Origin of the sequence: Gottfriedia acidiceleris (genome assembly GCF_002128425.1) — a bacterium.
Classification (GTDB): Bacteria; Bacillota; Bacilli; order Bacillales; family Bacillaceae_G; genus Gottfriedia; species Gottfriedia acidiceleris.
The window spans coordinates 80,243-106,072 of sequence record NZ_NESS01000007.1; the positions used below are offsets into that span (position 1 = coordinate 80,243).

Annotated in this window: 26 protein-coding genes and 2 other annotated features; of the genes, 10 read left to right on the plus strand and 16 right to left on the minus strand. The window is 33.3% G+C overall.

The features are described 5' to 3' along the window. Positions 1–58: 58 nt before the first annotated feature. From B6K90_RS14345 to tyrS, 5 genes are all read right to left on the minus strand, one after another. Positions 59–640: a YdcF family protein gene (locus tag B6K90_RS14345; protein WP_088013474.1), complete on the minus strand. Its 582-nt coding sequence runs from the start codon at positions 638–640 to the stop codon at positions 59–61. 187 nt (positions 641–827) lie between these two features. After that, complete coding sequence (locus tag B6K90_RS24370; RefSeq protein WP_088013475.1) at positions 828–962, minus strand: hypothetical protein; 135 nt, start codon at positions 960–962, stop codon at positions 828–830. A 58-nt stretch (positions 963–1,020) separates the two neighbouring features. After that, positions 1,021–2,400, minus strand: coding sequence for a Na+/H+ antiporter NhaC (nhaC, locus tag B6K90_RS14355; RefSeq protein WP_088013476.1), 1,380 nt, complete (start codon positions 2,398–2,400; stop codon positions 1,021–1,023). Positions 2,401–2,420: 20 nt separating this feature from the next. Next, positions 2,421–2,882 carry a GNAT family N-acetyltransferase gene (locus B6K90_RS14360; RefSeq protein ID WP_088013477.1) on the minus strand — a complete coding sequence of 154 codons (462 nt, stop codon included), beginning with the start codon at positions 2,880–2,882 and terminating at the stop codon, positions 2,421–2,423. Between the two features lie 55 nt (positions 2,883–2,937). Then, positions 2,938–3,180, minus strand: a binding site (T-box leader). Positions 3,181–3,184: 4 nt separating this feature from the next. After that, positions 3,185–4,441 (minus strand): tyrosine--tRNA ligase, encoded by a 1,257-nt coding sequence (gene tyrS / locus B6K90_RS14365; RefSeq protein WP_088013478.1) that lies wholly within the window; start codon positions 4,439–4,441, stop codon positions 3,185–3,187. Between the two features lie 66 nt (positions 4,442–4,507). Continuing rightward, positions 4,508–4,739, minus strand: a binding site (T-box leader). 187 nt (positions 4,740–4,926) lie between these two features. Here tyrS and B6K90_RS14370 point away from each other — a divergent pair. Together B6K90_RS14370 and B6K90_RS14375 are read left to right on the plus strand one after the other, a co-directional pair. Continuing rightward, positions 4,927–5,502: a LemA family protein gene (locus B6K90_RS14370; protein WP_088013479.1), complete on the plus strand. Its 576-nt coding sequence runs from the start codon at positions 4,927–4,929 to the stop codon at positions 5,500–5,502. Next, the gene (locus B6K90_RS14375) at positions 5,499–6,224 is read left to right on the plus strand and encodes a TPM domain-containing protein (protein ID WP_088013480.1); all 726 of its coding nucleotides are present in this window, start codon (positions 5,499–5,501) and stop codon (positions 6,222–6,224) included. The genes B6K90_RS14370 and B6K90_RS14375 overlap by 4 nt, the downstream gene beginning before the upstream one ends. A gap of 46 nt (positions 6,225–6,270) precedes the next feature. On the opposite strand, the gene acsA is transcribed toward B6K90_RS14375, so the two are convergent. Then, positions 6,271–7,989 carry an acetate--CoA ligase gene (gene acsA / locus B6K90_RS14380; protein ID WP_088013481.1) on the minus strand — a complete coding sequence of 573 codons (1,719 nt, stop codon included), beginning with the start codon at positions 7,987–7,989 and terminating at the stop codon, positions 6,271–6,273. Between the two features lie 180 nt (positions 7,990–8,169). Here acsA and B6K90_RS14385 point away from each other — a divergent pair, with 180 nt between their 5' ends. The 3 genes from B6K90_RS14385 to B6K90_RS14395 are packed head-to-tail and all read left to right on the plus strand — an operon-like array spanning position 8,170 to position 10,651. Further along, positions 8,170–8,802 carry a GNAT family N-acetyltransferase gene (locus B6K90_RS14385; protein ID WP_088013482.1) on the plus strand — a complete coding sequence of 211 codons (633 nt, stop codon included), beginning with the start codon at positions 8,170–8,172 and terminating at the stop codon, positions 8,800–8,802. A gap of 35 nt (positions 8,803–8,837) precedes the next feature. Beyond that, positions 8,838–9,479, plus strand: a complete 642-nt coding sequence (locus B6K90_RS14390) for an acetoin utilization AcuB family protein (protein ID WP_088013483.1) — start codon at positions 8,838–8,840, stop codon at positions 9,477–9,479. Continuing rightward, positions 9,479–10,651, plus strand: coding sequence for an acetoin utilization protein AcuC (locus tag B6K90_RS14395; protein WP_088013624.1), 1,173 nt, complete (start codon positions 9,479–9,481; stop codon positions 10,649–10,651). Before B6K90_RS14390 ends, B6K90_RS14395 begins: the two co-directional genes overlap by 1 nt. 394 nt (positions 10,652–11,045) lie before the next feature. On the opposite strand, the gene ccpA is transcribed toward B6K90_RS14395, so the two are convergent. From ccpA to B6K90_RS14415, 4 genes are all read right to left on the minus strand, one after another. Further along, on the minus strand, positions 11,046–12,044 hold the full coding sequence (gene ccpA, locus B6K90_RS14400; protein ID WP_088013484.1) for a catabolite control protein A: 999 nt from the start codon (positions 12,042–12,044) through the stop codon (positions 11,046–11,048). A 259-nt stretch (positions 12,045–12,303) separates the two neighbouring features. After that, entirely contained in the window at positions 12,304–13,374 is a 1,071-nt protein-coding gene (locus B6K90_RS14405) for a bifunctional 3-deoxy-7-phosphoheptulonate synthase/chorismate mutase (protein WP_088013485.1), read from the minus strand. Positions 13,375–13,553: 179 nt separating this feature from the next. Further along, positions 13,554–14,387: an alpha/beta fold hydrolase gene (locus B6K90_RS14410; RefSeq protein ID WP_088013486.1), complete on the minus strand. Its 834-nt coding sequence runs from the start codon at positions 14,385–14,387 to the stop codon at positions 13,554–13,556. A 24-nt stretch (positions 14,388–14,411) separates the two neighbouring features. Continuing rightward, positions 14,412–15,371 (minus strand): acetamidase/formamidase family protein, encoded by a 960-nt coding sequence (locus tag B6K90_RS14415; RefSeq protein ID WP_088013487.1) that lies wholly within the window; start codon positions 15,369–15,371, stop codon positions 14,412–14,414. A 231-nt stretch (positions 15,372–15,602) separates the two neighbouring features. On the opposite strand from B6K90_RS14415, the gene B6K90_RS14420 reads away from it, so the two are divergent. Then, positions 15,603–15,992: a rhodanese-like domain-containing protein gene (locus B6K90_RS14420; protein WP_088013488.1), complete on the plus strand. Its 390-nt coding sequence runs from the start codon at positions 15,603–15,605 to the stop codon at positions 15,990–15,992. Positions 15,993–16,032: 40 nt separating this feature from the next. Here B6K90_RS14420 and ytxJ read toward each other — a convergent pair whose 3' ends face one another. Continuing rightward, complete coding sequence (gene ytxJ / locus B6K90_RS14425) at positions 16,033–16,362, minus strand: bacillithiol system redox-active protein YtxJ (protein WP_088013489.1); 330 nt, start codon at positions 16,360–16,362, stop codon at positions 16,033–16,035. Next, the gene (locus tag B6K90_RS14430; protein ID WP_088013490.1) at positions 16,328–16,825 is read right to left on the minus strand and encodes a DUF948 domain-containing protein; all 498 of its coding nucleotides are present in this window, start codon (positions 16,823–16,825) and stop codon (positions 16,328–16,330) included. Before B6K90_RS14430 ends, ytxJ begins: the two co-directional genes overlap by 35 nt. A gap of 199 nt (positions 16,826–17,024) precedes the next feature. Between B6K90_RS14430 and B6K90_RS14435 the strand changes: the two genes are divergently transcribed. Beyond that, the gene (locus B6K90_RS14435; protein ID WP_088013491.1) at positions 17,025–18,140 is read left to right on the plus strand and encodes an aminopeptidase; all 1,116 of its coding nucleotides are present in this window, start codon (positions 17,025–17,027) and stop codon (positions 18,138–18,140) included. 153 nt (positions 18,141–18,293) lie between these two features. After that, the gene (locus tag B6K90_RS14440; protein WP_088013492.1) at positions 18,294–19,193 is read left to right on the plus strand and encodes an SDR family oxidoreductase; all 900 of its coding nucleotides are present in this window, start codon (positions 18,294–18,296) and stop codon (positions 19,191–19,193) included. 178 nt (positions 19,194–19,371) lie between these two features. Here the strand turns inward: B6K90_RS14440 and pdxR are convergent, their stop codons facing one another. After that, the gene (pdxR, locus tag B6K90_RS14445; RefSeq protein ID WP_088013493.1) at positions 19,372–20,772 is read right to left on the minus strand and encodes a MocR-like pyridoxine biosynthesis transcription factor PdxR; all 1,401 of its coding nucleotides are present in this window, start codon (positions 20,770–20,772) and stop codon (positions 19,372–19,374) included. 119 nt (positions 20,773–20,891) lie between these two features. Between pdxR and B6K90_RS14450 the strand changes: the two genes are divergently transcribed. Then, positions 20,892–21,818: a DMT family transporter gene (locus B6K90_RS14450; protein ID WP_088013494.1), complete on the plus strand. Its 927-nt coding sequence runs from the start codon at positions 20,892–20,894 to the stop codon at positions 21,816–21,818. Between the two features lie 245 nt (positions 21,819–22,063). Here the strand turns inward: B6K90_RS14450 and B6K90_RS14455 are convergent, their stop codons facing one another. Together B6K90_RS14455 and B6K90_RS14460 are read right to left on the minus strand one after the other, a co-directional pair. Next, on the minus strand, positions 22,064–23,272 hold the full coding sequence (locus tag B6K90_RS14455; RefSeq protein WP_088013495.1) for a dicarboxylate/amino acid:cation symporter: 1,209 nt from the start codon (positions 23,270–23,272) through the stop codon (positions 22,064–22,066). A gap of 215 nt (positions 23,273–23,487) precedes the next feature. Further along, positions 23,488–23,748 carry a DUF1292 domain-containing protein gene (locus B6K90_RS14460; RefSeq protein WP_088013496.1) on the minus strand — a complete coding sequence of 87 codons (261 nt, stop codon included), beginning with the start codon at positions 23,746–23,748 and terminating at the stop codon, positions 23,488–23,490. Between the two features lie 315 nt (positions 23,749–24,063). On the opposite strand from B6K90_RS14460, the gene B6K90_RS14465 reads away from it, so the two are divergent. Further along, entirely contained in the window at positions 24,064–24,357 is a 294-nt protein-coding gene (locus B6K90_RS14465; RefSeq protein WP_088013497.1) for a hypothetical protein, read from the plus strand. 76 nt (positions 24,358–24,433) lie between these two features. On the opposite strand, the gene B6K90_RS14470 is transcribed toward B6K90_RS14465, so the two are convergent. Continuing rightward, positions 24,434–25,759: a Na+/H+ antiporter NhaC family protein gene (locus tag B6K90_RS14470; protein WP_235821808.1), complete on the minus strand. Its 1,326-nt coding sequence runs from the start codon at positions 25,757–25,759 to the stop codon at positions 24,434–24,436. Positions 25,760–25,830 lie beyond the last annotated feature (71 nt).

Below are 25,830 nucleotides of genomic sequence, written 5' to 3' on the forward strand. Positions count from 1 at the left end.
GGACATTGGTACAAATTAAATTATAGTTTTAATAAAAATAATAGATTGTTTACTATAATTAAATTTGTTTATAATAAGTAGCTTTTAAAATAGATAAACATTCCCTTAAGTATGCAGTAGGTATAATTACTTTTGGTGTTCTTGCTGGAAGACCAACTACATTTAAGCCTTGCTTTTTGGCCAATTTTAAAGATCTAAATAAATGATAATCATTTGAAACAACGACTCCTTGAGCTTGATCATTGTTTATAAGTTTTTTGGAGAATTTCATATTCTCGTATGTATTTGTTGATAAATCTTCTTTTACAATTCGATCTTCTTCAATTCCTAATTTGATTAATTCAAGCTTCATACATTCAGCTTCTGATATCAATTCATCGTTTCCTTTTCCACCTGAAACAATAATTTTTGCACTTTTATTTTCCTTTGCATATTTAGCTGCTGTTTCAATTCGATAACGTAAAGCTCTAGTAGGCTTATCCTTTTTCAAACCAGCACCTAACACAATAACATAATCGGCGTCTTCCGGTACTTTATGCTGATATTGTAAAAAGCTATTTACACCGATAAAAACGATACAGAATACATAACTTAGTATCCCAATAATAATTGTATATGTAATTATTTTAAAAAAGCTCATTACCTTTATCTCCTTTAATAAAATTACTTTAACTATTATTTTATCGAATAATTAAGTGGATTACATTAAATTTTGGAATATTCCACTAATATTTAATATTTATACTGCAAATAAAAAATCCCCTATATGAAAAGAAATGGATATCCTTTCTTTCATATAAGGGATTGATTCAAAATTATTTATTCAATTATCTAGGATACTTTTCGCCCATCGGATTATGTTGATCCTTCGAAAGTCTCTTTTGATGAGCTTTCGTTTTTGCATCTACATGATTTGCATCGCTAGGACGATTTTTCTTTGAACCACCTGCTGCATGACTCATTTTTTTCCCTCCATTTAACCAGTTCGTACAAAAACTAGTTTACGTAGAAACAATTTGTTTATGCGGCATTTCTAGAACTTTCATCTTTATTTTCAACTTCTAATCCTTTACCCAATATAGCGGCTAACATACTGAATAATGGTGTAATAAATAGTACGAATGAAAACGGTAAGTAATCAATAACAGGTACACCTAATGTTGAAGCAAAAAACGCTCCACTTACACTCCATGGAACAATTGGATTAAAAAGTGTTCCGCCATCTTCTAATGCACGTGATAAATTTTTAAGTGGAATATTTTTTTTGATAAATACATCTTTTAATAATTGCCCAGGAAGTAGAATTGATAGGTATTGTTCTCCTGTTAGAAGATTTACCCCCATAGCAGATAATGTACTTGCAATAACAATATTTCCTTTACGTTTCAAATTAGATAGTGATTGAATTAATGTCTCAAATACTCTAAGCTCTTGTAATAATCCACCTAAAGCAAGGGCAATAAAAATTAATGAAACTGACCACATCATTGATTGTAATCCTCCACGGTTAACAATCGAATTAAGCATTTCATTTCCAGTATCTAATTGGAAGCCATTTTGTAATGTTGTAAACACTTTTTCAAGTGTTAAATCTTTTTGAATGAAAAATGCTAAAACTAATGAACTAACAATACCAGCCGACATCGTTGGTAAAGTCGAAAACCCTTTAAATGCCATAATAAAAACAATTAAACAAGGGATTAATAAAAATGGATTCACTTCAAAGCTAGATGAAATTGCTTTTTTCATTTCTGTAACTTGCGCCATATCTGTATTTCCATGACCCATACCGATGATTAAGAATAATATAACTGTAACAATTAATGCTGGAATTGTTGTATACGCCATGTGTCGAATATGCTCATTAACCTTTATCCCTAAAATACTTGGAACAAAATTCGTTGTATCTGATATTGGTGACATTTTATCTCCAAAGCACGCTCCACTAATAATTGCACCTGCTGCAATTGCTGGTGGAATACCCATAATATGAGCAATTCCCATTAACGCTACACCAACTGTAGCAATTGTTGTAAATGTACTACCAGTAAAACTAGCAACTATGATTGTAATAAAAATTGCACTAATCGCAAACCACTTAGCTGAAAGTACAGAAATTCCGTAAAATAATAATGTTGGTACTGTCCCACTTAGCATCCAAGAACCGATTAACAAACCGATCATCATTAAGATTAATGTAGGTGATAGTCCATTTTGAATTCCCTTTTTCATCCCATTTTCTATCTGTTCCCATTTAAATCCTTTAAAAAGTCCAAAAACTGCTAAACAAACAACACATAGTAAAAGTGGAATTTGTGGATCCGTTTTTAATATAACTAGACAACTAGACATAATAACTGTAAACAGTGCGATTAACGCACCTAATTCAATGTTTTTCATTTTAATACTCTCCCCTTATTTTATATATCCATATATACATGTTCACGATGTTTAACAAACCCAAGTTTCTCATAAAATCTTCTTGCATTTTCATTATCGATCCAATAATCTAGCTCGATTCTAGATAGGTTATTTTCACGTGCAAATGAAGCAATTTTATGAATTAAGAATGAACCATATCCTTTATTTCTTTTTTCTTCATTAATACTTATTTGATGAACATAGCCTAACCGAAAAGCTTTTTTAATCGGTCCTTCAGGTATATTTTTTACTTCAATCCAAGCATATCCAACCAATTCTTCAATATCTTTAACAACGAAAAAATGATGATCTGGTTTATTAACTACACTCTTGAAAAACTCAGTTATCTCCTCCAAATTGTGAACCTTAAATAAATCTGGAAACAATTCAGCATGTAAATTTTGTACATCTTCATTAAGTTTTGCCAATATTCGGTAATCTCTCGTTGCAATGATCTCCATGATTTTTCACCCTTTCAAAAAAAGACAATAAAAAATCGAGGCCCCCCTATTAAATAATAGGGACGACCTCGATCGCGTTACCACCCTAGTTATAAGAAGAAATACTATTACTAGTAAAAATCCTTATCACTCGAATCTGTAACGTAGATTTACGTTCTTCCCTTCGTTAGATCAACTAACTACGAAAAGAAAACTCCCGAAATGTAATTCATTTGATTGTGTAGACGAGTTTTCACCAACCACTCGCTCTCTGGACTACTTCCAACCAAACTACTGCTTTTTCGTTCACTGTTTGTTCAATATTATAATGTAACCAAGTGGTATTTCTTCTTACCACGACGAATAATAATAAATTGCTCTTCAATTGCATCTTGTTTAGTTAACACTGTTGCAACGTCTTGTATACGATCTCCATTTACATAAACCGCACCGTTTTGTACATCTTCACGTGCTTGACGTTTTGATGGAGAAATTTTTGCTTCAACTAATAAGTCTACTAATCCTTTTTCTGCTTCACTTAAATTAAATGAAGGCACGTCTTTAAAACCTTGTTTGATTTCAGCAGCAGTTAATTCTTTTACAGATCCACTAAATAGAGCTTCTGTAATTTTAATTGCTTGATCCAGAGCCTCTTCACCGTGAACAAGTTTCGTTACTTCAGCAGCTAATGCTTTTTGAGCAACACGTTGTTCTGGTGCTTCATTAAATTGTTTCTCAAGCTCTAAAATTTCTTCTTTTGTTAAGAAAGTAAAGTATTTCAAGTATTTAACTACATCACGGTCATCTGTGTTAATCCAGAATTGGTAGAATTCGTATGGAGTTGTTTTATCAGGATCTAACCAAACCGCTCCGCCTTCTGTTTTACCAAATTTAGAACCATCAGCTTTTGTTACTAAAGGTACTGTAAGTCCAAAAGCTTTTGAATCTTCTTCTGTCTTACGGATCAATTCCATACCTGCTGTAATATTACCCCATTGGTCACTACCACCAATTTGTAGTTTACAGTTATGGTCTTGGTATAATTTTAAGAAATCATATGATTGTAAAATCATGTAACTAAATTCAGTAAATGAAATACCTGCTTCTAATCGAGAGGCAACTGAATCTTTAGCTAGCATGTAGTTTAATCCGAAGTTTTTACCGATGTCACGTAGGAACGTAATAACGTCTAATTCGCCTGTCCAATCAAAGTTATTAACTACTTTAGCAGCATTTTCACCTTCGAAGTTTAAGAATGGTAGTAATTGTGTACGAATTCGTTCACTGAACATTTTTACTGTTTCAGTAGTATTTAACGTACGTTCTGCCTTTTTACCACTTGGATCACCGATCATTCCAGTTGCTCCACCTACTAAACCAATCGGTTTATGACCTGCAACTTGAAATCTTTTTAACATTAACACTGGTAATAAGTGCCCAATGTGTAAGCTATCACCAGTTGGGTCAAAACCACAGTATAATGAAACAGATTCTTCGCTTAATAATTTTTGTAGACCTTCTTCATCTGTCATTTGATTTATTAATCCACGAAATTCTAAATCTTGTAAGATATTTTCCATTTTTAGCCCATCCCTTCTATGCTCTATACGTCGTTTAAACAAAATAAAAAGTCCCTACTGTTAAACAGTAGGGACGAATAATTATAATCGCGGTACCACCCTAGTTGTAGCTAATAAAACTAGCTACCTCTCATACAATTAACGGTTGTTAACCGTTCTAATCCTAATTTGCATTATACAAATTTCGAAAAAGAATGCTCCAGGGTGTAATTCATGTCAATGTCTGTGCTAATTCTCACCAACCATTAGCTCTCTGATCCAAAACCATTCACACTACTAAGCCTTTCAACGCTCACTATTAAAATGTTATGAAACATTTATATCACAATTAAAACATTTAAGTCAATTGGATAATTAAATTTTTATAAATTTTATATAAATTGTCATCCAATATTTGAATAAAAATGCTTTATATCAAATAATATGGTTAAATATTAATACTAACATCTTTAAAAATACATATTTTGGAAATGGAGTGTTTTTTCTTGAAGAATAAAGGAATGTGGATTGCTTTAATTATTGTAGTCGTTCTAATCTTTATGGGTATCGGAAGCTATAATAGCTTTGTGACTCAGGAAGAAAATGTAACAAACAAAATGTCCCAAGTTGATAACCAACTAAAACGTCGTTCAGATTTAATACCAAACTTAGTAAATACAGTAAAAGGATATGCTACACAAGAGAAAGATGTGATTGCTTCAGTAACAGATGCACGCGCAAAATTAGCTGGTGCCCAAACGACGGCTGAAAAAAGTAAAGCTGATCAAGAATTATCTGGGGCGTTAAGTCGTTTATTAGTAGTCGTAGAAAACTATCCTGATTTAAAATCAAATCAAAATTTCCAAGCTTTAATGGATAGCTTAGAAGGAACTGAAAATCGACTAGCTATTGCTCGTAAAGATTACAATGATGCAGTAACTGTTTACAATCAAAAAATCAAAAAATTTCCGGGTGTCCTAGTAGCTGGACCTTTTGGATTCGAGAAAAAGGATTACTTCGAAGTATCTGAAAAAGATAAAGCTACACCTGAGGTTGACTTTAGTGGCGATGGTAATAAATGAGAAAATTTCTCACATCAATATTCCTAATAGGATTTCTTTTTTCATTTGCTACAGGGGCAAATGCTGAAATTAAAGTTCCTTCTCAAGTAGGAGACATTTATGTACAAGATTATGCAAATGTTCTCAACAGAGAAGATACACAAACTCTCATTCAATTAGGGAAAAAATTGGAGGACACTACTTCTGCTCAACTTGCGGTATTAACCATCCCAAGTCTCGAAGGAAATGATATTAAAGAATATGCTAATACAGCATTTCGAAAATACGGTTTAGGTAATAAAGAGAAAAATAATGGTGTTCTTTTGTTATATGCAAAAAAAGACAGACAAATAAGAATTGAAGTAGGATACGGTTTAGAAGGAGTTGTAACAGATATTAGATCTGGTAACATTCTAGATCAGAGTGCTATTCCTTATTTGAAAAAAGGTGAAGAATCCCTTGCAATAACAAACACATATAAATCACTATATAATGTTATTTTAAATGGATCTGAACAAACTGGTCATTCTAAAACAAGTAATTTATGGGACAATTTAAAAGTATTCATCATCATTGCGATTGTGATCGCGATTATCATCATTGATATGATGTTCTTTAATGGTGTACTTACTTATTTCATTTTGAATTTATTACCTGCCATATTAAACTCATCAGGTGGCGGTGGCCCAAGGGGTGGTGGCGGAGGAAGCTCCGGCGGTGGTGGCTCCGATCGAAAATTTTAAAACAACAAAAAACCATTGGATTTTTTCCAATGGTTTTCTTTTTTTATTAATCTTCCATCGTTGATAAATCACCAGTTGGAAGGTCTAACTCCCATGCTTTTAATACTCTTCGCATAATTTTTCCGCTTCGAGTTTTTGGTAATTTATCACGGAATTCGATTTGTCTAGGTGCTGCATGAGCTGCTAGTCCTAGCTTTACGAAGTTACGGATATCTTCCTTCAATTCATCTGAAGCAACATAACCATCTCTTAGAGCAACAAATGCTTTAATAATCTCCCCTCTTACAGGATCTGGTATACCAATTACACCAGCTTCTGCAATCGCAGGATGCTCGACAAGTTTGCTTTCTACTTCAAATGGACCTACCCTTTCACCAGAAGTCATAATAACATCATCTACTCGACCTTGGAACCAGAAATAGCCATCCTCATCCATATAAGCTGAATCGCCTGAAACATACCACTCATCATTTAAGAAATAAGATTGGAATTTTGCTTCATTATTCCAAATTGTGTTCATCATCGATGGCCAGCCCTTTTTAATCGCTAGATTTCCCATCGTATATGGAGCAACTTCATTACCGTTATTATCAACAATAGCTGCCTCAATTCCAGGGAATGGTTTACCCATTGAACCCGGACGAATTGGCATACATGGATAGTTACAAATTAATGAAGCTCCAGTTTCTGTCATCCACCAATTATCATGAATTCGTAAATTAAATACTTTTGCTCCCCAACGAACTACCTCTGGATTTAAAGGCTCTCCAACACTTAAAATATGTCGGAGTGAACTTAAATCATACTTCTTAATAACATCTTCCCCTGAACCCATAAGCATACGGAATGCTGTTGGAGCACTATACCAAACAGTTACACCAAATTCTTGAATTGTTTCGTACCAAGCATCTGGACTGAAACGACCTCCTAATATAACGTTAGAAGCACCATTTAACCAAGGTCCAAAAATACCGTAAGAAGTTCCAGTTACCCAACCAGGATCTGCTGTGCACCAATATATATCATCTTTTTGAAGATCCGTCACCCATTTACCAGTTTGATAGTGTTGGATCATCGCTTGTTGAACGTGAAGAACACCTTTTGGTTTTCCAGTTGACCCAGAAGTGTAATGTAAGATTAAACCATCATGACGATTTAACCAAGTAATTTCAAAATCTGTTTTCGCCTCTTTATAACGAGCTCTAAAATCTACGAATTTACCACCTTCCTCAACGTCATCGCCTATAAGGAAGATTGTTTTTAACGCAGGTAAATCATTAATTGGTACACGTGATAATAAGTCTGGCGTTGTTACTAATACCTTTGCCTCACTATCTTCTAAACGATCCTTAACAGCACCTTCCATAAATGCCTCAAATAAAGGACCAACAATAGCACCTAATTTTAAAGCTCCTAAAAGCGCAAAATACAATTCAGGTTGACGAGGCATGAAAATAAATACTCGATCACCTTTTTCAACGTCACCGAATTGTTTTAATACATTTGCAGCTTTATTTGAATTAATTTTCATTTCTTCAAACGTATATTTTTCATTTCGCTTATCATCTTTGTAATACAAAGCAACTTTATCTTTTCGATCAGAATTTGCATGACGATCGATAGCTTCATAAGCCGCATTATACTTTTGTGTTGTATACCAAGAAAACTCTTTTTCTACATCTTCCCACTTAAAATTTTTATAAGTTTCCTCATAGTTTTTTAAATTAAATTGTCCGTTTTTGACAGGAAGCGCTTCCACCTTCATATAAATCCCTCCTTGATATTCTCTACTATCATTATACAATGATAAGATTTAATTTTCAGTATTTTTAATAAATTAACCATTTATATGTATTAGACACTTACTGTTTTTTTTCCTGTATGTCTTTCCTGCAATTTTTAGTATGATAATAAAAAAGGTGTTTTCTAAAGGGAGTGATAAATATTGGATCACCCAAAAAAATATTTTTCAAAAACAATCCAAACTGGGCATGGTGAATTAATTATAGAGGGACCAGTCGAATCTGCCTTACTTGAAACATATCATTTTCATGAAAATTTAACTTCTTTTAGACAACCAGCACAGCAACATAAAGCAATTGTTGAAATTGCTAATCTACCTGAAGCTAGAATTATCATTGCTAGACTTGATCAAACAATAATAGGTTACGTAACTTACTTATATCCAGACCCACTTGAAAGATGGTCAAAAACAACTCTAGAAAATTTAATCGAGCTTGGAGCAATTGAAGTCATACCTGAATTCCGAGGTTTTTCAGTTGCTAAAAACATGTTAATTCTCTCAATGCTAGATGATTCAATGGAAGACTATATCATTATCACAACAGAGTATTATTGGCATTGGGATTTAAAAGGTACTGGTTTAAATGTATGGGAATATAGAAAAATGATGGAAAAAATGATGAATGCCGGTGGACTTATCCAATTTGCAACGGATGATCCTGAAATCTGTTCCCACCCAGCAAACTGTTTAATGGCTAGAATCGGAAAACGAGTTACAACTGAAGAAATTCAAGCATTTGATGCACTACGCTTTTTACAAAGATATATGTACTAATTGAACTTTAATCTCGAAAGGTAGGATTCAAAATAATGCTTATTCAAGATATTATGCGCAGTTCAAACATTACTTTAAAAAAAGAAAATACAATCGGTGAAGCATTAACAATATTTAAAACAGGAAAAGTTCGCCATATTCCGATCATTAATGTAGATGATGAAGTGATTGGAATCATTTCTGATCGTGATGTCCGCGATGCATTACCTTCAACATTATTTCCACAAGCATTTTCATCCGTGCTTGAGGTTCCAATTGAAAAAATTATGACCTCTAATGTCATAACTTGCAGTCCAATAGACTTTGTTGAAGAAGTTGCAACTTATTTCTATCAATATAAAATAGGATGTTTACCAGTCGTATCTAGCGGTAAATTAATCGGACTTGTGACCGAAATTGATGTATTACACACTCTAGTAACTTTAACAGGTGCTTATCAACCTAGCTCACAAATAGAAATTTTAGTCCATGATCATCCAGGTATATTAAGTGACGTTGTGAACGTATTTTCAAAAGAAAACATTAATATTGTAAGTGTCCTTGTTTACCCTGCAAAACAAGTGGATCATAAGGTTCTTGTCTTTAGAATTCAAACGATGAATCCACTTTCGATCATTCAAACTTTAAAAACTGAAGGATATAAAATTCTTTGGCCAAATGAAGTGAGTGAATCATGATGAAAAAGGATGCATACTTAGTATATAGCGAAGAATACCATGCATATCAATTTAACGAAAAACATCCATTTAATCCGATACGCTCTCAATTAGTTTATGAACTTTTAAAATCTAGTAATCTATTAAATGAAACTGACATTATCCCACCAAGATTAGCAACAGATGACGAGCTGCTCCTTTTTCATGATCTACAATTTATCGATCAAGTTAAAAAGGCAAGCCTTGAAGCCGTTAGTGCAAATATCGCTGAACAATTTGGGCTAGGAACTGAAGATACACCCATTTTTAAAAATATGCACGAGGCTAGTTCTTTAATTGTTGGTGGTACATTAACTGCCGTAGATGCCGTTCTAGAAAGAAAATCCAAGCATGCTTTTAATCTAGGTGGTGGCCTACATCACGGTTTCAAACGAAAAGCCTCTGGTTTTTGTGTTTATAATGACTGCGCAATCGCCATAAAATATATCCAACAGAAATATGGTTTAAAGGTTTTATATGTAGATACAGACGCACACCATGGCGACGGTGTTCAGTGGGCATTTTATGATGACCCGACTGTTTGCACACTCTCAATCCATGAAACCGGTAGATATTTATTTCCCGGTACAGGTGCGGTAACCGAAAGAGGTCAAGGTAAAGGTTTCGGTTACTCATTTAACATTCCAATTGATGCATTCACTGAAGACGAATCATTTCTATCAAGCTATAAAAGAGCATTAACCGATGTAGCTGAATACTTCAAACCAGATGTAATACTCACTCAAAACGGCTCTGATTCGCATTGTTACGATCCACTAACACATCTATGTACGACTATGAAAACATTCGAGGAAATCCCTAAAATCGCACATGAAATCGCTCATAAATATTGCGATGGAAAATGGATTGCTGTTGCTGGAGGAGGATACGATTACTGGAGAGTAGTACCAAGAGCCTGGTCACAAGTATGGCTAGCTATGACAAATCAACAACCAACTTCAGACTTAATACCGGATAGCTGGCTAGAAAAATGGCAGAAAATTGCTAATGTTAAGTTACCTAAAACTTGGACAGACAATCCATCAATCGTAAAACCAATTCCAAGAAAAAAGGAAATAGATGAATACAATGAACAAGTATTATACCGTGCACTAGAGCCATTGCAAGTTCAGCAAAAGAAGCCTTTTATTTAATTACAAAGCGTTGTCTGAGAGGGTATCTCGACAGCGCTTTTTATTTTTAGTTGAACTTTTCTACTAGGTTTTAATTCAAATCCGAATATCTTTCTTAGATAGAATCAGATAAATTTGCTAGTTTTACTTTAAAAATGGCCTTTTTTACACAAAATTGCTTTGATATACCCCAACCAGTATAGGTAATCTTCTTTCTTATTTGTGATTTTGCTAGTTTTAATTGCGATTCTCAGATTTTATTTGCAGTTCTACTCTTATTTGCAAAGCTACTCTACTCTCGTTTGCACCTATTCCCACGTTATTTGCGGTCTTCTATGCTTTATTTGCACCCCTTAAGTATCCCAATAAAAAACAAAAAAGCCCAGGACACATAATCCAAGGCTTCTCAAATAATTTACTTTGTTGATTGTCGAATTTGAAGATGATGAGGAAGAATAACTGTATGATCTTCCACTGTCTCTTTATTCATATACTTTGTTAATAATCTCATTGCAACTGCACCAATATCATACATTGGTTGAGCAACGGATGATAATTTTGGACGAACCATTAATGCCAGTCTTGTATTATCAAATCCGAAAACCTCAAGGTTATTCGGTACTAAAATTCCATGGTCTTGGGCACTATGGATAACACCAATCGCCATTTCATCAGATGCTACGAAAATTGCGCTTGGGATAATATTGCGCTCATGAAATGCTTCAAAAGCTTCACTTCCTGATTCGTATGTATTATCACCATAAGTTACTAAATCTTCATCGAATTCGATTCCATTTTCTTGTAAAGCACGTTTATATCCTTCTAACTTACTTAAACCGATAATATTCGTTTCAGTAGGACCGTTTACGAATGCTACCTTTTGGTGCCCTTTTTTAATTAAATAATCTACTGCATCAAATGCCGCCTGAGCATAGTCGATATTTACTGAAGGGATTTTATTAGCTTCATCATATGTAGTTGCTAATACAATTGGAACTCCAGCCTTTTCGTACTCTTCTTGATGAATATCAGTAATGGTTCCACCAATAAATAAAATCCCGTCAACCTGTTTCGCTAACATATTATTTATTAATGTAATTTCTTTCTCAACATTCTCATCCGAGTTACTTAAAATAATATTATATTTATACATTGTTGCAATATCTTCAATACCACGTGCTAGTTCTGCATAAAAAGTATTTGAAATGTCTGGAATAATTACACCAACTGTAGTTGTTTTTTTACTTGCTAGTCCTCTTGCTACTGCATTTGGTCTATATCCTAAACGGCTGATCGCTTCGTTTACTTTTTTTCTTGTAGTAGGTTTAACATTTGGATTACCATTAACTACTCGTGAAACTGTAGCCATGGAAACGTTTGCCTCTCGTGCTACATCATAAATCGTAACCGTCATATTCATCACTCCTCTATTTTATTCTATCTATTATGTAGTTTGTTTTTTATTTAGGTAAAATAGTCATAAAACGTAATATTCCACAAAAATAGTGCTTCATTCTATCTTATAGTGAAACGAATATTCGTTCAATAGACCTATTAGAAAAAAATGTAAATTATTCGTAGTTTATCACTATATATTGCTAATTTTAAACAAACGTTCACAAATTATTCAAAAAGCGCCGACTGATTTTGTTCAGCCAGCGCTTTTATGTTGATTATCGATTTATGAAAGAATTAACTTCAGACATAAATTGATCAAATTGATCAAAATTCATTTGCTGAGATGAGTCACTTAAAGCAGTAGCAGGATCAGGATGAACCTCTGCCATAATACCATCAGCTCCAATTGCTAAACCAGCTTTTGCTGCAGGTATTAGTAAGTCTCTTCTACCTGTCGAATGTGTAACATCTACTAATACTGGTAAATGTGTTTCTTGTTTTAAAATTGGAACAGCTGTTATATCTAATGTATTTCTCGTAGCTTTTTCATAAGTTCTTATGCCACGTTCACATAAAATAATTTCTTGATTGCCTTCTGACATGATGTATTCAGCTGCATAAATGAATTCTTCGATTGTCGCTGATAAACCTCTTTTTAATAAAATTGGTTTATTTACAGAACCCGCTGCTTTTAGTAATTCAAAGTTCTGCATATTTCTTGCGCCGATTTGAATGATATCAACATAATCTAATGCCATTTCAATATGTTCCGGGCTTACTATTTCACTAATAATAGCCAACCCATGGTTTTTACCAACTTCTTTTAAAATCTTTAAGCCTTCTTCACCTAGTCCTTGGAAGTCATAAGGAGAAGTACGTGGTTTAAATGCACCGCCACGCATAATTTTTATTCCTTGTTCCTTTAACACTTTAGCCACAGAATCAACTTGTTCATAGCTCTCAACTGCACATGGACCTGCAATTATAATTGGGCTTCCATCACCAATATTAACACCATTTACATTAACGATTGTGTTTTCTGATTTTCTTTTTCTTGAAACAAGGAGAACTTTTTTATCGTCTTCTTCTTGAAGCTCTAAGCTACTTTTAAAAATTTCTTTAAAAATATGTTGGAGAGTCGCCGTACTAAAAGGACCTTCATTAATTTCGGCAATATGATCGAGCATCTTACGTTCCCTTACTGGGTCGTAACGTTTTACACCTTGATCAATTTTTGCAATTCCAATTTTTTTAGCGATTTCGCCTCTTTTATTTAATAACTCAAATATTTGATGATTAATCTCGTCTATTTCAATTCTAAGTTGTTCTAAATCATTTTTAGTCAATTTAAATCCTCCTTGCAAATACCAATATCTCATTTGTTATTATGACACTTTATTGAAAGCTAATCAAAACATGAGCATTATTTTAAAAAAATGTTTTTTTAGTGAATATTTTGTATTCTCGTTGGGGATAGTTGCGAGACCAAAAAAAGAAGAGCCATCGAAGACTCTTCTTTTTTATCTTAAGAATTAGTACGACCCTCTTCTGCTTCTAATACTCTTTCCAACCATTCATCGATCAGCGAGTTGAATAAATTCTCTTGTTCTATTTGAAGATTATGGCCAGCTTTGTCTAAAATTGCAAATGTTGCTCTTGGGAAATTTTCAAGAATTTTTAATGCGTCTTTAAATCCTACGACTGAGTCTTGTAATCCTAATAAAAATATACTAGGAGCATTAAACTTAATTGTATCTATCTCAAATGAAAAACCGTAGTTAGTCTTTATTTTAGATAAGAATTCCTGATCGGCGATTGAACATCCGCTTACAATTTCGTTTTTATAGCGATCCCAAGTTTTTTTATTTAAAACTACATTGTTTGAACGAAAATCAGTTTCTTCAATTTCGTTTAATTGATTTATAAAAGTTTTATCTTCCACTATTTTTGTATGGCTTGGTAGCGACCTTTTCTCGAATTCCGGAATAATCATCGGACAGATAAATGCAGCACCTTCTACTTTTTCAGGTCTTTTCGCAATAATTCCTCGCGTTAAATATCCCCCGTAAGACTCACCTGATAATAAAAATGATTGATCTGGTAGGATTGCATCAATAAATCCTAATACGATGTTTAATATATCATCTGTCGTATTAATGTTTGCTCCACCTTTTGATTTACCCATACCTGGAAGATCAAAGTAAATCCTTTTATAACCTTCTTTATTCGTAAAAATTGGTTCCATACACCCCATCATTAACCTTGAGTCTGGAGTAAACCCATGAATCATTAATATCGGTTTTCCTTCTCCCTTTATTTCATAGTTAATGTCAGTATCATTTACGGTACAAAAAGGCATCTTTTTAACCTCCAATTTTCATAACTATTCAACTTTATTAATTGAAGTAATATCAATATTATGAGGCAACACAGCATGAACACCTTTAACATGGTTAACAATTTGAGTAATTCTTAAATCAACACAAACACTAGCTAGAGCAACCGCCTCTGTTTTTTCAATATCATAAAGCTCTTGAATTAACTCGACCATTCCATTTAAAGCTGCTTTAGTTGCTTTATTTAAATCTTCATCAAAACCAAAAGTAAGCCACCCAATTGGTGTTTTGGCTCTTGGCATACTAATATGTATGTCCTCTCTTACTGTAAGAGTAAGATTAACTTTATCAAAAGGAGATTCAATCGCTTGACCAGATACTTCTCCATCCCCTTGAGCAGCGTGCCCGTCACCTGCAGAAAAAAGTGCCCCTTCTACTGCTATCGGTAAATACACTGTACTTCCTTCTACCAACTCTTTACAGTCGATATTTCCACCACAATATCTTGGTGGTATAGTTGAATGCACACCAGTTTCAGAAGGTGCTGTACTTAGGACTCCTAAAAATGGATTTAATGGTACTGAAACTTCCATATCTTTAATTTTTGTTTTCGCTGTATTATTTTCTTCATTAATTAGCCAATTAAGTGTTATTTCTTGTTCTTCAGAAATACCTAATGCGTTATTTTGCCAGTTTTTTTTACCACCGGCACAATTCCATCCGTACCAGCCAGCTTTTAAATCATTTATTTTAATTTCAAGTGTCATCCCCGGTTTAGCACCTTCTACAAAAATTGGACCAATTATAGGATGACCCCATTCTTTTTCCTTTTCCCTTGACTCGAATCTTACTCTTTCTCCATTTTGATGCGAATAACCCCACCCGATATCAATCGTATTAAATTCAATCGAATCACCCGAACGAATGATTTGAATTGGTTCATATTCGTTACTAAAAGATGCATGCAAATGCTGATCTGATGTTTTAAACTTATATGTTTCTGGCATAATTATTCCTTCTTTCAACGTTCGATTTAGTATGGAAAAATAATTTAACTATATCTAAATTCTGCACAAAATTTAATTTCCCTTGTTTTAATTTTCCATTCTCATTACTTTTTTCCTATAAATCCAATGATCAGATCCATCAATTTGAATTACATAAGACTTTCGGTGTATTGTATAGATGAGATTTCCAAATTTAGGGATTTCTAATTTCATTATACTGGAGGAGTAAAAATGGCAATTACTTTTAAACAAATGGTTGCAGAAGCACGTAACAATGTACAAGGAATCAGTTCAGCAGATGCTCGTGAAAAAATTAATGCTAACCCTGAAACATTAGTAATTGATGTTCAAGACGCAGCTGATGCAGGTGCATGCGGATTAATACCAAGCAGTTTGAATATCTCACTTGGAATGCTACCAATCCGTGCTGATTTAGAATTACCAGAACATTTACGTGAGCCTAAATTAGCAGATCGAAATCGCCCTGTTCTTGTTACATGCGGCGCAGGTGGCCAAGCATCTTTAGGAGCTTATTTACTTAAAAAAATGGGATTCACCGATGTTGCGTATATTGATGGTGGAACTGCTGCGTGGAAAGCTGCTGGTTTTGACGTAGAGTAAAAAAACTGCACCTTAAGTTACGATTTAAGGTGCAGTTTTTTTATTTTTTTAATAAAGCTTTTTCAATTTCATCTTTCTTAATTGAAAAATGAGAAGTATTATAAACTGCTTCTCCATTTTCAAAAATAAATAATTGAGGAGATTCATGTTTAATTGTCGTTTTCTCAGCAATATAGTTAGATAACTCTCTGTCATCTTGAACTTGTAAATAATACAATGGCACATTCTCATATGCAGATGCAAATGCTAAAAATTCAGTATAAGCTGCATGACTAATTGGACATGTTGTACTATGCTTTAAAAACACAAATTTCTCTTCGTTGTTAATTAGTTCATCAAATTGTTGAATCGTTGATATTCGATTTACCATTTTTCTTTTTTCCCTCACGCTTCGTTTTATACTTTTCCCATATATCCATTGCTGTTGTTCCCCAATTTACTACTTGGGACATTTTTTCAGTACTTACTTTTACGGTATTTGATACATTATTAGCAGTATCTCGTACTTTTTCATTCATTTCTGAGATTGTAACTCCAACTTCTTCTACTGATTTAGCTAATACATCAAGGGATTTTGCTCGTTCACGCATATCCTTCGTAAGTTCATTTGAATTATTAATAAAAATTTTAGCTTCATTTGCTAAATGATTCGAAGTATGTACTAATTGAACAGCTTCTACACAAACATTATGTAAATCTTTTTGTGTTTCAGTAACAGTTTCCTCTATACCTCTAAACAATCTTTCAAGTCGGAATAAAGTACGACTAATAAAAACAACTAAGATTACAAATGCGATCACTGCAATTAATACGCTAACTGAAATTAAATCCATTCGAAAATGCCCCTTTCCTTCTTAGCCTTCCACAATTTTAATCACTTATTTCGTATTATACTATAAATTTTACCAAACACTAAACTAGTCGTTATACAAGTTTTCAAATTCTTTTGTAAAAAAAGAATACTATAGTAAACAAAACTGACTAAATAGTTTACAATAGGTATATAGTTATAATTATTGGAGGGAATTTTCAATGAAAGATCCACGTATTTCAAAATTAGCTAAAAACTTAATCAATTACTCTGTAAAATTGCAACCAGGAGAAAAAATCTTAATTGAAAACTTTAAGCTAGAAACTGAATTAGTTACAGCTTTAGTTAAAGAAGCATATGCGGCTGGTGGTTTTCCTTTCGTATCAATTAAAGATCATAAAGTAGATCGCGCATTATTAATGGGTGCTACTGAAGAGCACTTTAATAAAGTAGCAGAATACGAAGCAAATGTAATGAAAGATATGGATGCATATATCGGTTTACGTTCAGGTGTTAATATTAATGAACTTTCTGATGTGCCTAATGAAAAAACTAAAATCCATGGTAAAACTGTAGGTCAAAAAGTACATAGAGAAATTCGTGTTCCAAAAACGAAATGGGTAGTATTACGTTATCCAACTGATTCAATGGCTCAATCAGCAAAAATGAGTACTGAAGCATTTGAAGATTTTTACTTCAACGTATGTAATTTAGATTACGGTAAAATGGACAATGCAATGGATGCTCTAGTTGATTTAATGAACCGTACTGATAAAGTACAGATCAAAGGTCCTGGAACTGATCTTACATTCTCAATTAAAGATATCCCAGCTATTAAATGTGCTGGTGAAATGAATATTCCTGATGGTGAAGTATTTACAGCACCAGTTCGTAATTCAGTAAACGGTACGCTTTCTTATAACACGCCATCTCCTAACAATGGTTTTACATTCGAAAACGTTCAACTTAAATTCAAAGATGGTAAAATTGTTGAAGCAACTGCTAATGATACTGAGCGTATCAACAAAATCTTTGATACAGACGAAGGTGCACGCTTTATCGGTGAATTCGCAATTGGTGTAAACCCTTACATCTTACATCCAATGGGAGACATTTTATTCGATGAAAAAATCGATGGAAGCTTCCACTTTACGCCTGGTCAAGCTTATGATGAAGCATACAATGGCAACAACTCAAATATCCACTGGGATATGGTTTGTATCCAGCGTCCTGAATATGGTGGAGGAGAAATCTATTTCGATGATGTATTAATCCGTAAAGATGGTCTTTTCGTAATCGACGAATTAAAAGGATTAAACCCTGAAAATTTAAAATAATTTTTAGAAGAAGAGAACACGTATTTTTTAAAATATGTGTTCTTTTTTTGTAGGAAGATATCAGACTCACTCGTTTGATCTAATTCTGACTTGCACAATTATTGAGCTAGGCGAATATCTTGCTTTGACGAAGAAAGTATAGGGGGATTTTTCTTGATTCCAAAATATCCTTATTATAGTTACGAAGAAAAATGTGAACAAGTACCAAACACTTTTCCACCTCAACATCAAGATATGCAGCCTGGTTTGGAATATTTAATGAATCCTGTGCCAATATCAGATAATCCTGAATATAAGGGGAGCGGAAAATTGGCAGGAAAAGTGGCCATCATTACTGGTGGTGACAGTGGAATTGGTCGTGCAGTAGCAATTGGCTTTGCAAAAGAAGGAGCTAACTTAGTCATTGCTTACTTATACGAAAAAGAAGATGCCAAAGCAACGAAAAAGATAGTCGAACAGTATGGAAAAAATTGTTTACTAATCGAAGGCGATCTCAGAAGTCCCGATTTTTGTAATGACATCATAAAAAAAACGATTGAATCATATGGAAGATTAGATGTTCTTGTTATGAACCAAGGTGTCCAATTTCCTCAGGAAAGTATCGAAAATGTTTCTAATGAACAAATAGGACTTACTTATCAAACGAATATTTTTCCAATGTTCTACTTAACGAAAGCCGCCCTACCACATTTAAAAGATGGTAGTTCAATCATTTCTACGGCCTCTGTCACAGCTTATGCGGGTGCTCCGCTACTCATTGATTATTCGTCTACAAAAGGCGCAATCGTCTCATTCACCCGCTCATTATCTCTTCAATTAGCTAAAAAAGGAATCCGTGTAAACGCAGTCGCTCCAGGCCCGATCTGGACTCCGCTAATCGTTTCAAGCTATTCGGCAGAGTATGTGAAAACATTTGGTTTAGAAACAGCTATGAAACGGGCTGGTCAACCTTTCGAACTAGCACCTACCTATATTTATCTTGCTTCAGATGACTCTTCTTTTGTAACAGGCCAAGTACTTCATGTTAATGGTGGTATTATGACTGAAACTTAAAAGCAAAAAGAGAAGGCTCTTAACTGCCTTCTCTTTTTCATATATACAATTCCAAGAATACTAAATTTTCATATTTACTAAATTAAACTAAATTTATTACATAACTAACATTCATTTTTATTGAAATAATCTGTTACTTAATTCAATTATAAATATTCTAATTTTGACTCATCACATTTTATATTGTTACGAACCATGCATTATATAGCAATCGAATTGCTTCTTCAATCTCAGACTGTGATAAAATAGCAAATCCAAGTAAAACTGTATTTTTTGGATTAGTCCCTTCGCAATAGTACATTGAAACTGGATATACTTTAATATTTTTTTCAGCTGCTCTTTTTATTAACTCTTCTTCTAACATTCCATTGTGAACCTTTAATAAAATATGTAAGCCAGAATCTTCTCCTATCACTTCCACTTTATTAGTAAAGTACTTTTCTAACGCCGAGATAAGAGCATCTCTCTTTTTTCTGTATACAACTCGCATTTTATGAATATGTTTTTCCCAATGTCCTTCGTTTAAAAATCTTCTAATGATTTCTTGATCGATTCTTGAAACACTTTGTGTGTAAAATAAATATTGTGATTGATACAATTCAATTAGCTGTTTTGGCAACACCATGTAACTCATTCGTAATGATGGAAGTAAAGATTTTGAAAATGTTCCCATATAAATTACGTTTCCTTCTGTATCAAGCCCCTGCAATGCTGGAATCGGTTTTCCAGTGTAACGAAATTCACTATCATAATCATCTTCAATAACGTAACGTCCATACTCTCCTTGTGCCCATTGTAATAGTTGCATCCTCCTTTTTATTGGCATAATCATTCCACACGGAAATTGATGGGACGGGGTAACAAACATGACATTTGCATTGCAAGCTTCTAAATCTGCAATACAGATTCCCTCCTCATCAAGTGGAATCATTTCAACATTTTCTTCTCCCTTCTCAAAAACAACAAGCTTACGATGATATCCTGGATTTTCAACTGCAAAATGCTTTCCCTTTAGTAACTGAAATAAGATTCTTATTAAAAATTGTGTTCCGGCTCCTATTACAATTTGACTCGCTGAACATCTCACACCTCTTGATTCATATAAATATTTCGCAATCTCTTCACGCAAGCTGTATTCACCTTGAGGATGGCCAAGAAGTAGAAGTTCCTTATTTTCCAGTTGCCATACTTCATTTGAGATTTTCCGGTATACAGAGAATGGAAACGTCTTTGCATCTACACCCGTTTGTGTAAAATCATATTTAAATACTGGTTCTCCGTATGATACTTCCTTAACGACTTCTCTTTTTTTCTCCGTAAGTATCAGTTGCTCAATTTCACATACAAAATACCCCTTACGTGAAACTGATTCTATATACCCTTCTGCTAGAAGTTGTTCATATGCCGATTCTACTGTATTTTTACTCACTTCTAAATAAATTGCTAACTTTCTTTTTGCTGGAAGCTTCGTCATAGGAGGGATTTTCCCACTTCTAATTTCTGCTTTTATATACTCATACAATTGTACATACAATGGGAGATTTGTCTCCATAATCAAATTGGGTGTTAAATCTAACATTAAATCTGACCCCTTTATAAAACGAATTACTGATACTTCATCTAGTACCAGAGGTTATGTATAATTCCTTTTATCATGTAAATCTAAAAAAATCAATCTTTGAAAGGAGCATCATGATTATGCATATTAACAGACGACTTGGGCTATTTATGATTATTACAGGAGCTACTTTATGGGGATTATCGGGTCCATTGATTCAGTGGTTTTTTCAACGTACGACAATATCATCTATCGACTTTTTAGTAATTCGCCTCTTACTTGCTGGGGTCTTTATCTTATGTATCTTACTTACAAAAAAGCAAAATATATTTCGTATTTGGCAACAACCACATCATCTTTTACAACTTATTATTTTCTCTATTATAGGGATGCTCGGCGCACAATACGCTTTTATCGAAACAGTTCATATTAGTAATGCTGTTACCGCTACTCTATTCCAATTTTTAGGGCCCGTTCTAATTACTATTTATGTTGCAATGCAGCATAAAAAACTTCCTTCTACTATGCAAGTGCTATCAATTGTCTCGGCACTGATAGGCACATACTTTATTATTACAAATGGATCAGCCCATAATATTGTCATGTCTAAGGAAACTATTTTATTCGGATTGTTAACAGCTTTTGGATTTACCTTCTACACACTTCATCCTGCTTCCCTTATTAAACACTGGGGGACTACTCTTATTATTGGCTGGGGTATGCTAATCGGAGGTATTGCATTATTTATATACAATCGATCTTTTGAATGGAAAGAACTTTCTCAAACACTAACATTACCAACATTCTCTATGTTGATTCTAATTATTTTAAGTGGAACACTTTCTTTTCTTCTTTACATCGGTAGTATAAAATATTTATCAGCAACAGAGACTAGTATTCTATCAAGCATTGAACCACTTGTAGCAACTATTCTTTCTATTACTTGGTTAAAGGAACCTTTCGGAATATACCAACTACTAGGCAGTGTATGTATCATTATAGCTGTTATTTTCTTAACAATGCCAGAAAAAGAAACAAAATCCGCATTCACAACTGAACAAATATAATGTCAAATATAAAAAGAAGTCATACTAAAAGAAAGATAGAATATGCAAAAAAATATCTGCTTATTCTATCCTTCTTTTTCCTTCAATTAAAACCTTATACTACACTAGTAATATCAAATTGAACTAATTCAAAGGATCTACCTATAAGAAATCACAATTCTTATCCAATGCAACCTGATATTGGGTTCCCCGATAAAAAAAAGATAGTACGGATTATTAATCCTTACTATCTTTACAAGTAAACCTTATGCTGCTTTTTTACCATTAGTCAATCTCTCAATTAACATACTCACAGATAAATCACCCGTTGCATTTAACATTGTTGCCGGTGGGTCAATTATCGTACTAATTGCTGCTAGAATTGGTAATGATTCGACAGGTAATCCAAATAGAGAAAGAATTAACATTTCCCCGATCATTCCACCATTCGGAATTGCTCCCATTACCATACCAACAAGCAGTGCAATACCAATTGTTACAAGATAAATGTTCATGCCTGAAAAATTCATTCCAAATACACCAAAAGCAAAGGCAATTTTTACTACGCCACCCATAACGGATCCATCTTTGTGAAGTGCACTAGCTAAAGGAATTACGGTTTCTCTAACGTTTTTAGATACGCCCATTTTTTCAGCTGAATCAAAATTTGTTGGAATAGTCGCTGCGCTACTACATGTTCCTAAAGATGTTAGCGATGAAGGTATTACATTTTTCCAATATGTTTTGAAGCCATAACTACCGCCAGCCATAATAGCAACAATGCTATAAAAAATAAAGAAAAATAGAATAGCAGTTATATAATATAAAACAAATACTCTCCCATATGAACCTATTAGTTCTTTACCATATGTTGGAACAAGATATGCAAAATACGCTCCAAGTCCTACAGGTGCAAGATACATAATATAGTTAACCATATTCATGATCACTACATTACCACTTGATAATAATTTTTTTACAATGTCAGCTTTATCGCCAGCTTTATTCGTTGCTAATCCAACTAATACAGCAAATACGATGATCGCCAACATATTGCTTCTTGAAAATAAGCCAGAGAAATCATTAACTGTAAATGTGTTTACAATTTGCTCTGCTACTGAAACTTTCTCAGTTGCATCTGGTTTAACGATTGGTATATGAACGCCATGTGCAGGTGGATAAATTTTCATAACAACAAGCATAATAATAGCTGCTACTATACCAGTAAATAAAAATACCACTGACATATTTCGAATAATCTTACCGAATTTCTCTCCTCCGCCATTTGCAAAGCTTGAAGCTACAGAGAAAAATACAAGCGGTACAACTACTACGAATAATAAATTTAAAAAGAAATCCCCTATTGGTTTAAGGGCAACACCTACGCTTTCATTAGTATAACCGATGACTGAACCCATGATGATACTACTTAGTAAAATCAAAGGGAAAGCGTAATTTCTAAATGAAAATTTCATAAGCTTCCTCCTAATATAATTGCTACCTGTAGTATACCGAAAATTTGATAGTTTGTACTCCAATTTTTTTATAAAAACTACATATTCCTACATAAACATACAAAAAAGAACACTTTGTATTATCTACAAGTGTTCTCCTTTAATTAAAATTAAGAAATACTTCCTATACTTTTACAAGTATTCCTATTCTTTAATCCTACTTTTTTTTGATCCTATTATCTTAACACTTCATCAAAAGCAGCTGAAACTTTTTCAAACTCTTCTTCTGTTTCAATATCGTAAAACTCACCATCTTCTTCAACTTTTAAGAAGAAAACGTCAATATCCTCATCACTTTCTTTTTCTACTTCTTCTAGTAAACCAACAGCTATGTATTCATGGCCTTCAATCGTAATTGAGCCTAGTACTTCGTAATCTTGATCGTCTCCTTCATCATAACTAAGTGTAAGAATTTCGCCTACTTCAATCTTTTCCATAAATCTTTACCTCGCTTATTCAAATTCATTTTGCATAAAGAAAAACTTTATGTTCCTTTAGTGTAACAGAATGATGCAAAACGTTAAATTTTAAATACACTAAAAGCTTTTCTAAATCGTTCTACTTTTAAACCATTTTTTTCTTAGATTCAATTTTGTGGGGAAAAATTTAAAAAAATTCACATGAATATTCTTACCAATACTGTAATAAGATTTAGAACAACCTATTCTTATGTTTCTTTCAAGTTTATTAAGGTGGACAAGCTCTATGTCTTCAAATAGTAGATATTTTCTATATTTAAGGAGGATTACTGAATGTCAAAATTAATAATGGGTCAAGAACAAAAACTAACTAGAAGAAAAACTGTCAATTTAAAATCTTTCTTTCAACGTTTTACTAAAAACCAGTTAATTGATGAAACGCCATCACAACTTTTACATAATGAGCTAAGAAGTTTACAAAAACTTTTAGAACTAAAAGAAATTAATTTTATTTATGCCGAACCCGAATACATTGATGTGGCCATTATGGAACTAGAAGCAATACGTAAAAAATATAGTATTACTGTTAGACAATTAAAGGAAATACAATCTACTAGTGTTGTATGAAAAAAAGAGATAAATAGCATATTAGCTATTTATCTCTTTTTCTATTTTATTACCCCCTAAATTACAATTTTTCTGATTAAGAACTGACTTCATACTTCGTTTCGTATGTCTTAACTTTTTTAAACACATTGATGAAAATCGTTAAGCATGGAAGAAGCCATAAGAATATTGCATAAGGTAAATATTCATGTAACTTCATATTAATGACTGTACTACTCATGATTGCAAGAACATTCCAAGGAATCATTGCTGGAAATAATAAAGTTGTATCTGCCATCAACCGAGCCAATTCCTCTTTGTTATATTTATTTGACCAATGCGCTAAAAAAGATCGTCCCGTTAAAATAATAGGCATCGTTTGGTTACCTGCTATTACACATATAACAGCTGTTGCACCAATTGTTTTCAATGAATCAGATAACATTGAAGTTGAGGTCTGAAGCCACTTGTCTAACATGGGCTGAATGATATTAAGCTCCTCCAGTAACGCATTATAAACTCCTGCCACAGCAATAAACAATAGCAAGCTATACATATGACTTAGCCCTCCACCAAGTCCATTAATTCCGTGCCAAAAAGAATTCACAATTTTACTAAAAGAAATTCCGTTATACAAAGCTATTAAACTACCAGATAAAATACTAATGACATAAGAATAAATAATATTAATCCTAAACAAAACAAGTACAACTAAAAAGATCGGAGGAATAAATTGAATGAACGAAATGTCCTTATTGCTCACGACCGAATGCTGAGCCTCAGTAATTCCTTTGGCAAACTGTAAATCCATTACGCTAAAAAATAAGATTGTTACGATTACAGCAGTAATTGATGTATAGAGCATCGCTTTACCTTGTTTTTTGACAGTTGTTTCAAGAATATTAGCTAATAGTTGATGTGCGCTTGAAAAAGGGGAAGTTCGATCACCAACAAATGCACCTGAAATAACTGCTCCCGCCGATATCTCCACTGGAATATGCAGTAATATAGCACTACTAATAAGAGGAACTCCTAAAGCACTTAATGTTCCAATCGATGAGCCTAAAATCATTGAAAAAATCATTGTCGTTAGAAAACAAAATACAAAAAAATGATGTGGATTTATTGCCTGTAAAGTAATCGAAACCATTGATGTAATAGTTCCTGATAAATACCATGAAGGAAGTAAAAAACTAATTAAAAATAAGATAAAGAGAACTATTTTAACTTTACCGACTCCTTGATAGCTTAACTTCATTATATTTCTAATTTCATACCCTCTTTTAAAACTTAAGACGATTAAAAAAATTAATCCCGGTAAAATCCCAAATACTAAAGAGATATGTAATATAACGGAACTAATTATTCCAGACAAAGTTACTAATATAAGGAAACTTGCCCGTTTGATCGAATATTGATCCAATTCATTCTCCTTCTTTCGAACAGATTTATTACACAAAAAATGATTAAATTGTCATTCATAATTATATAAGC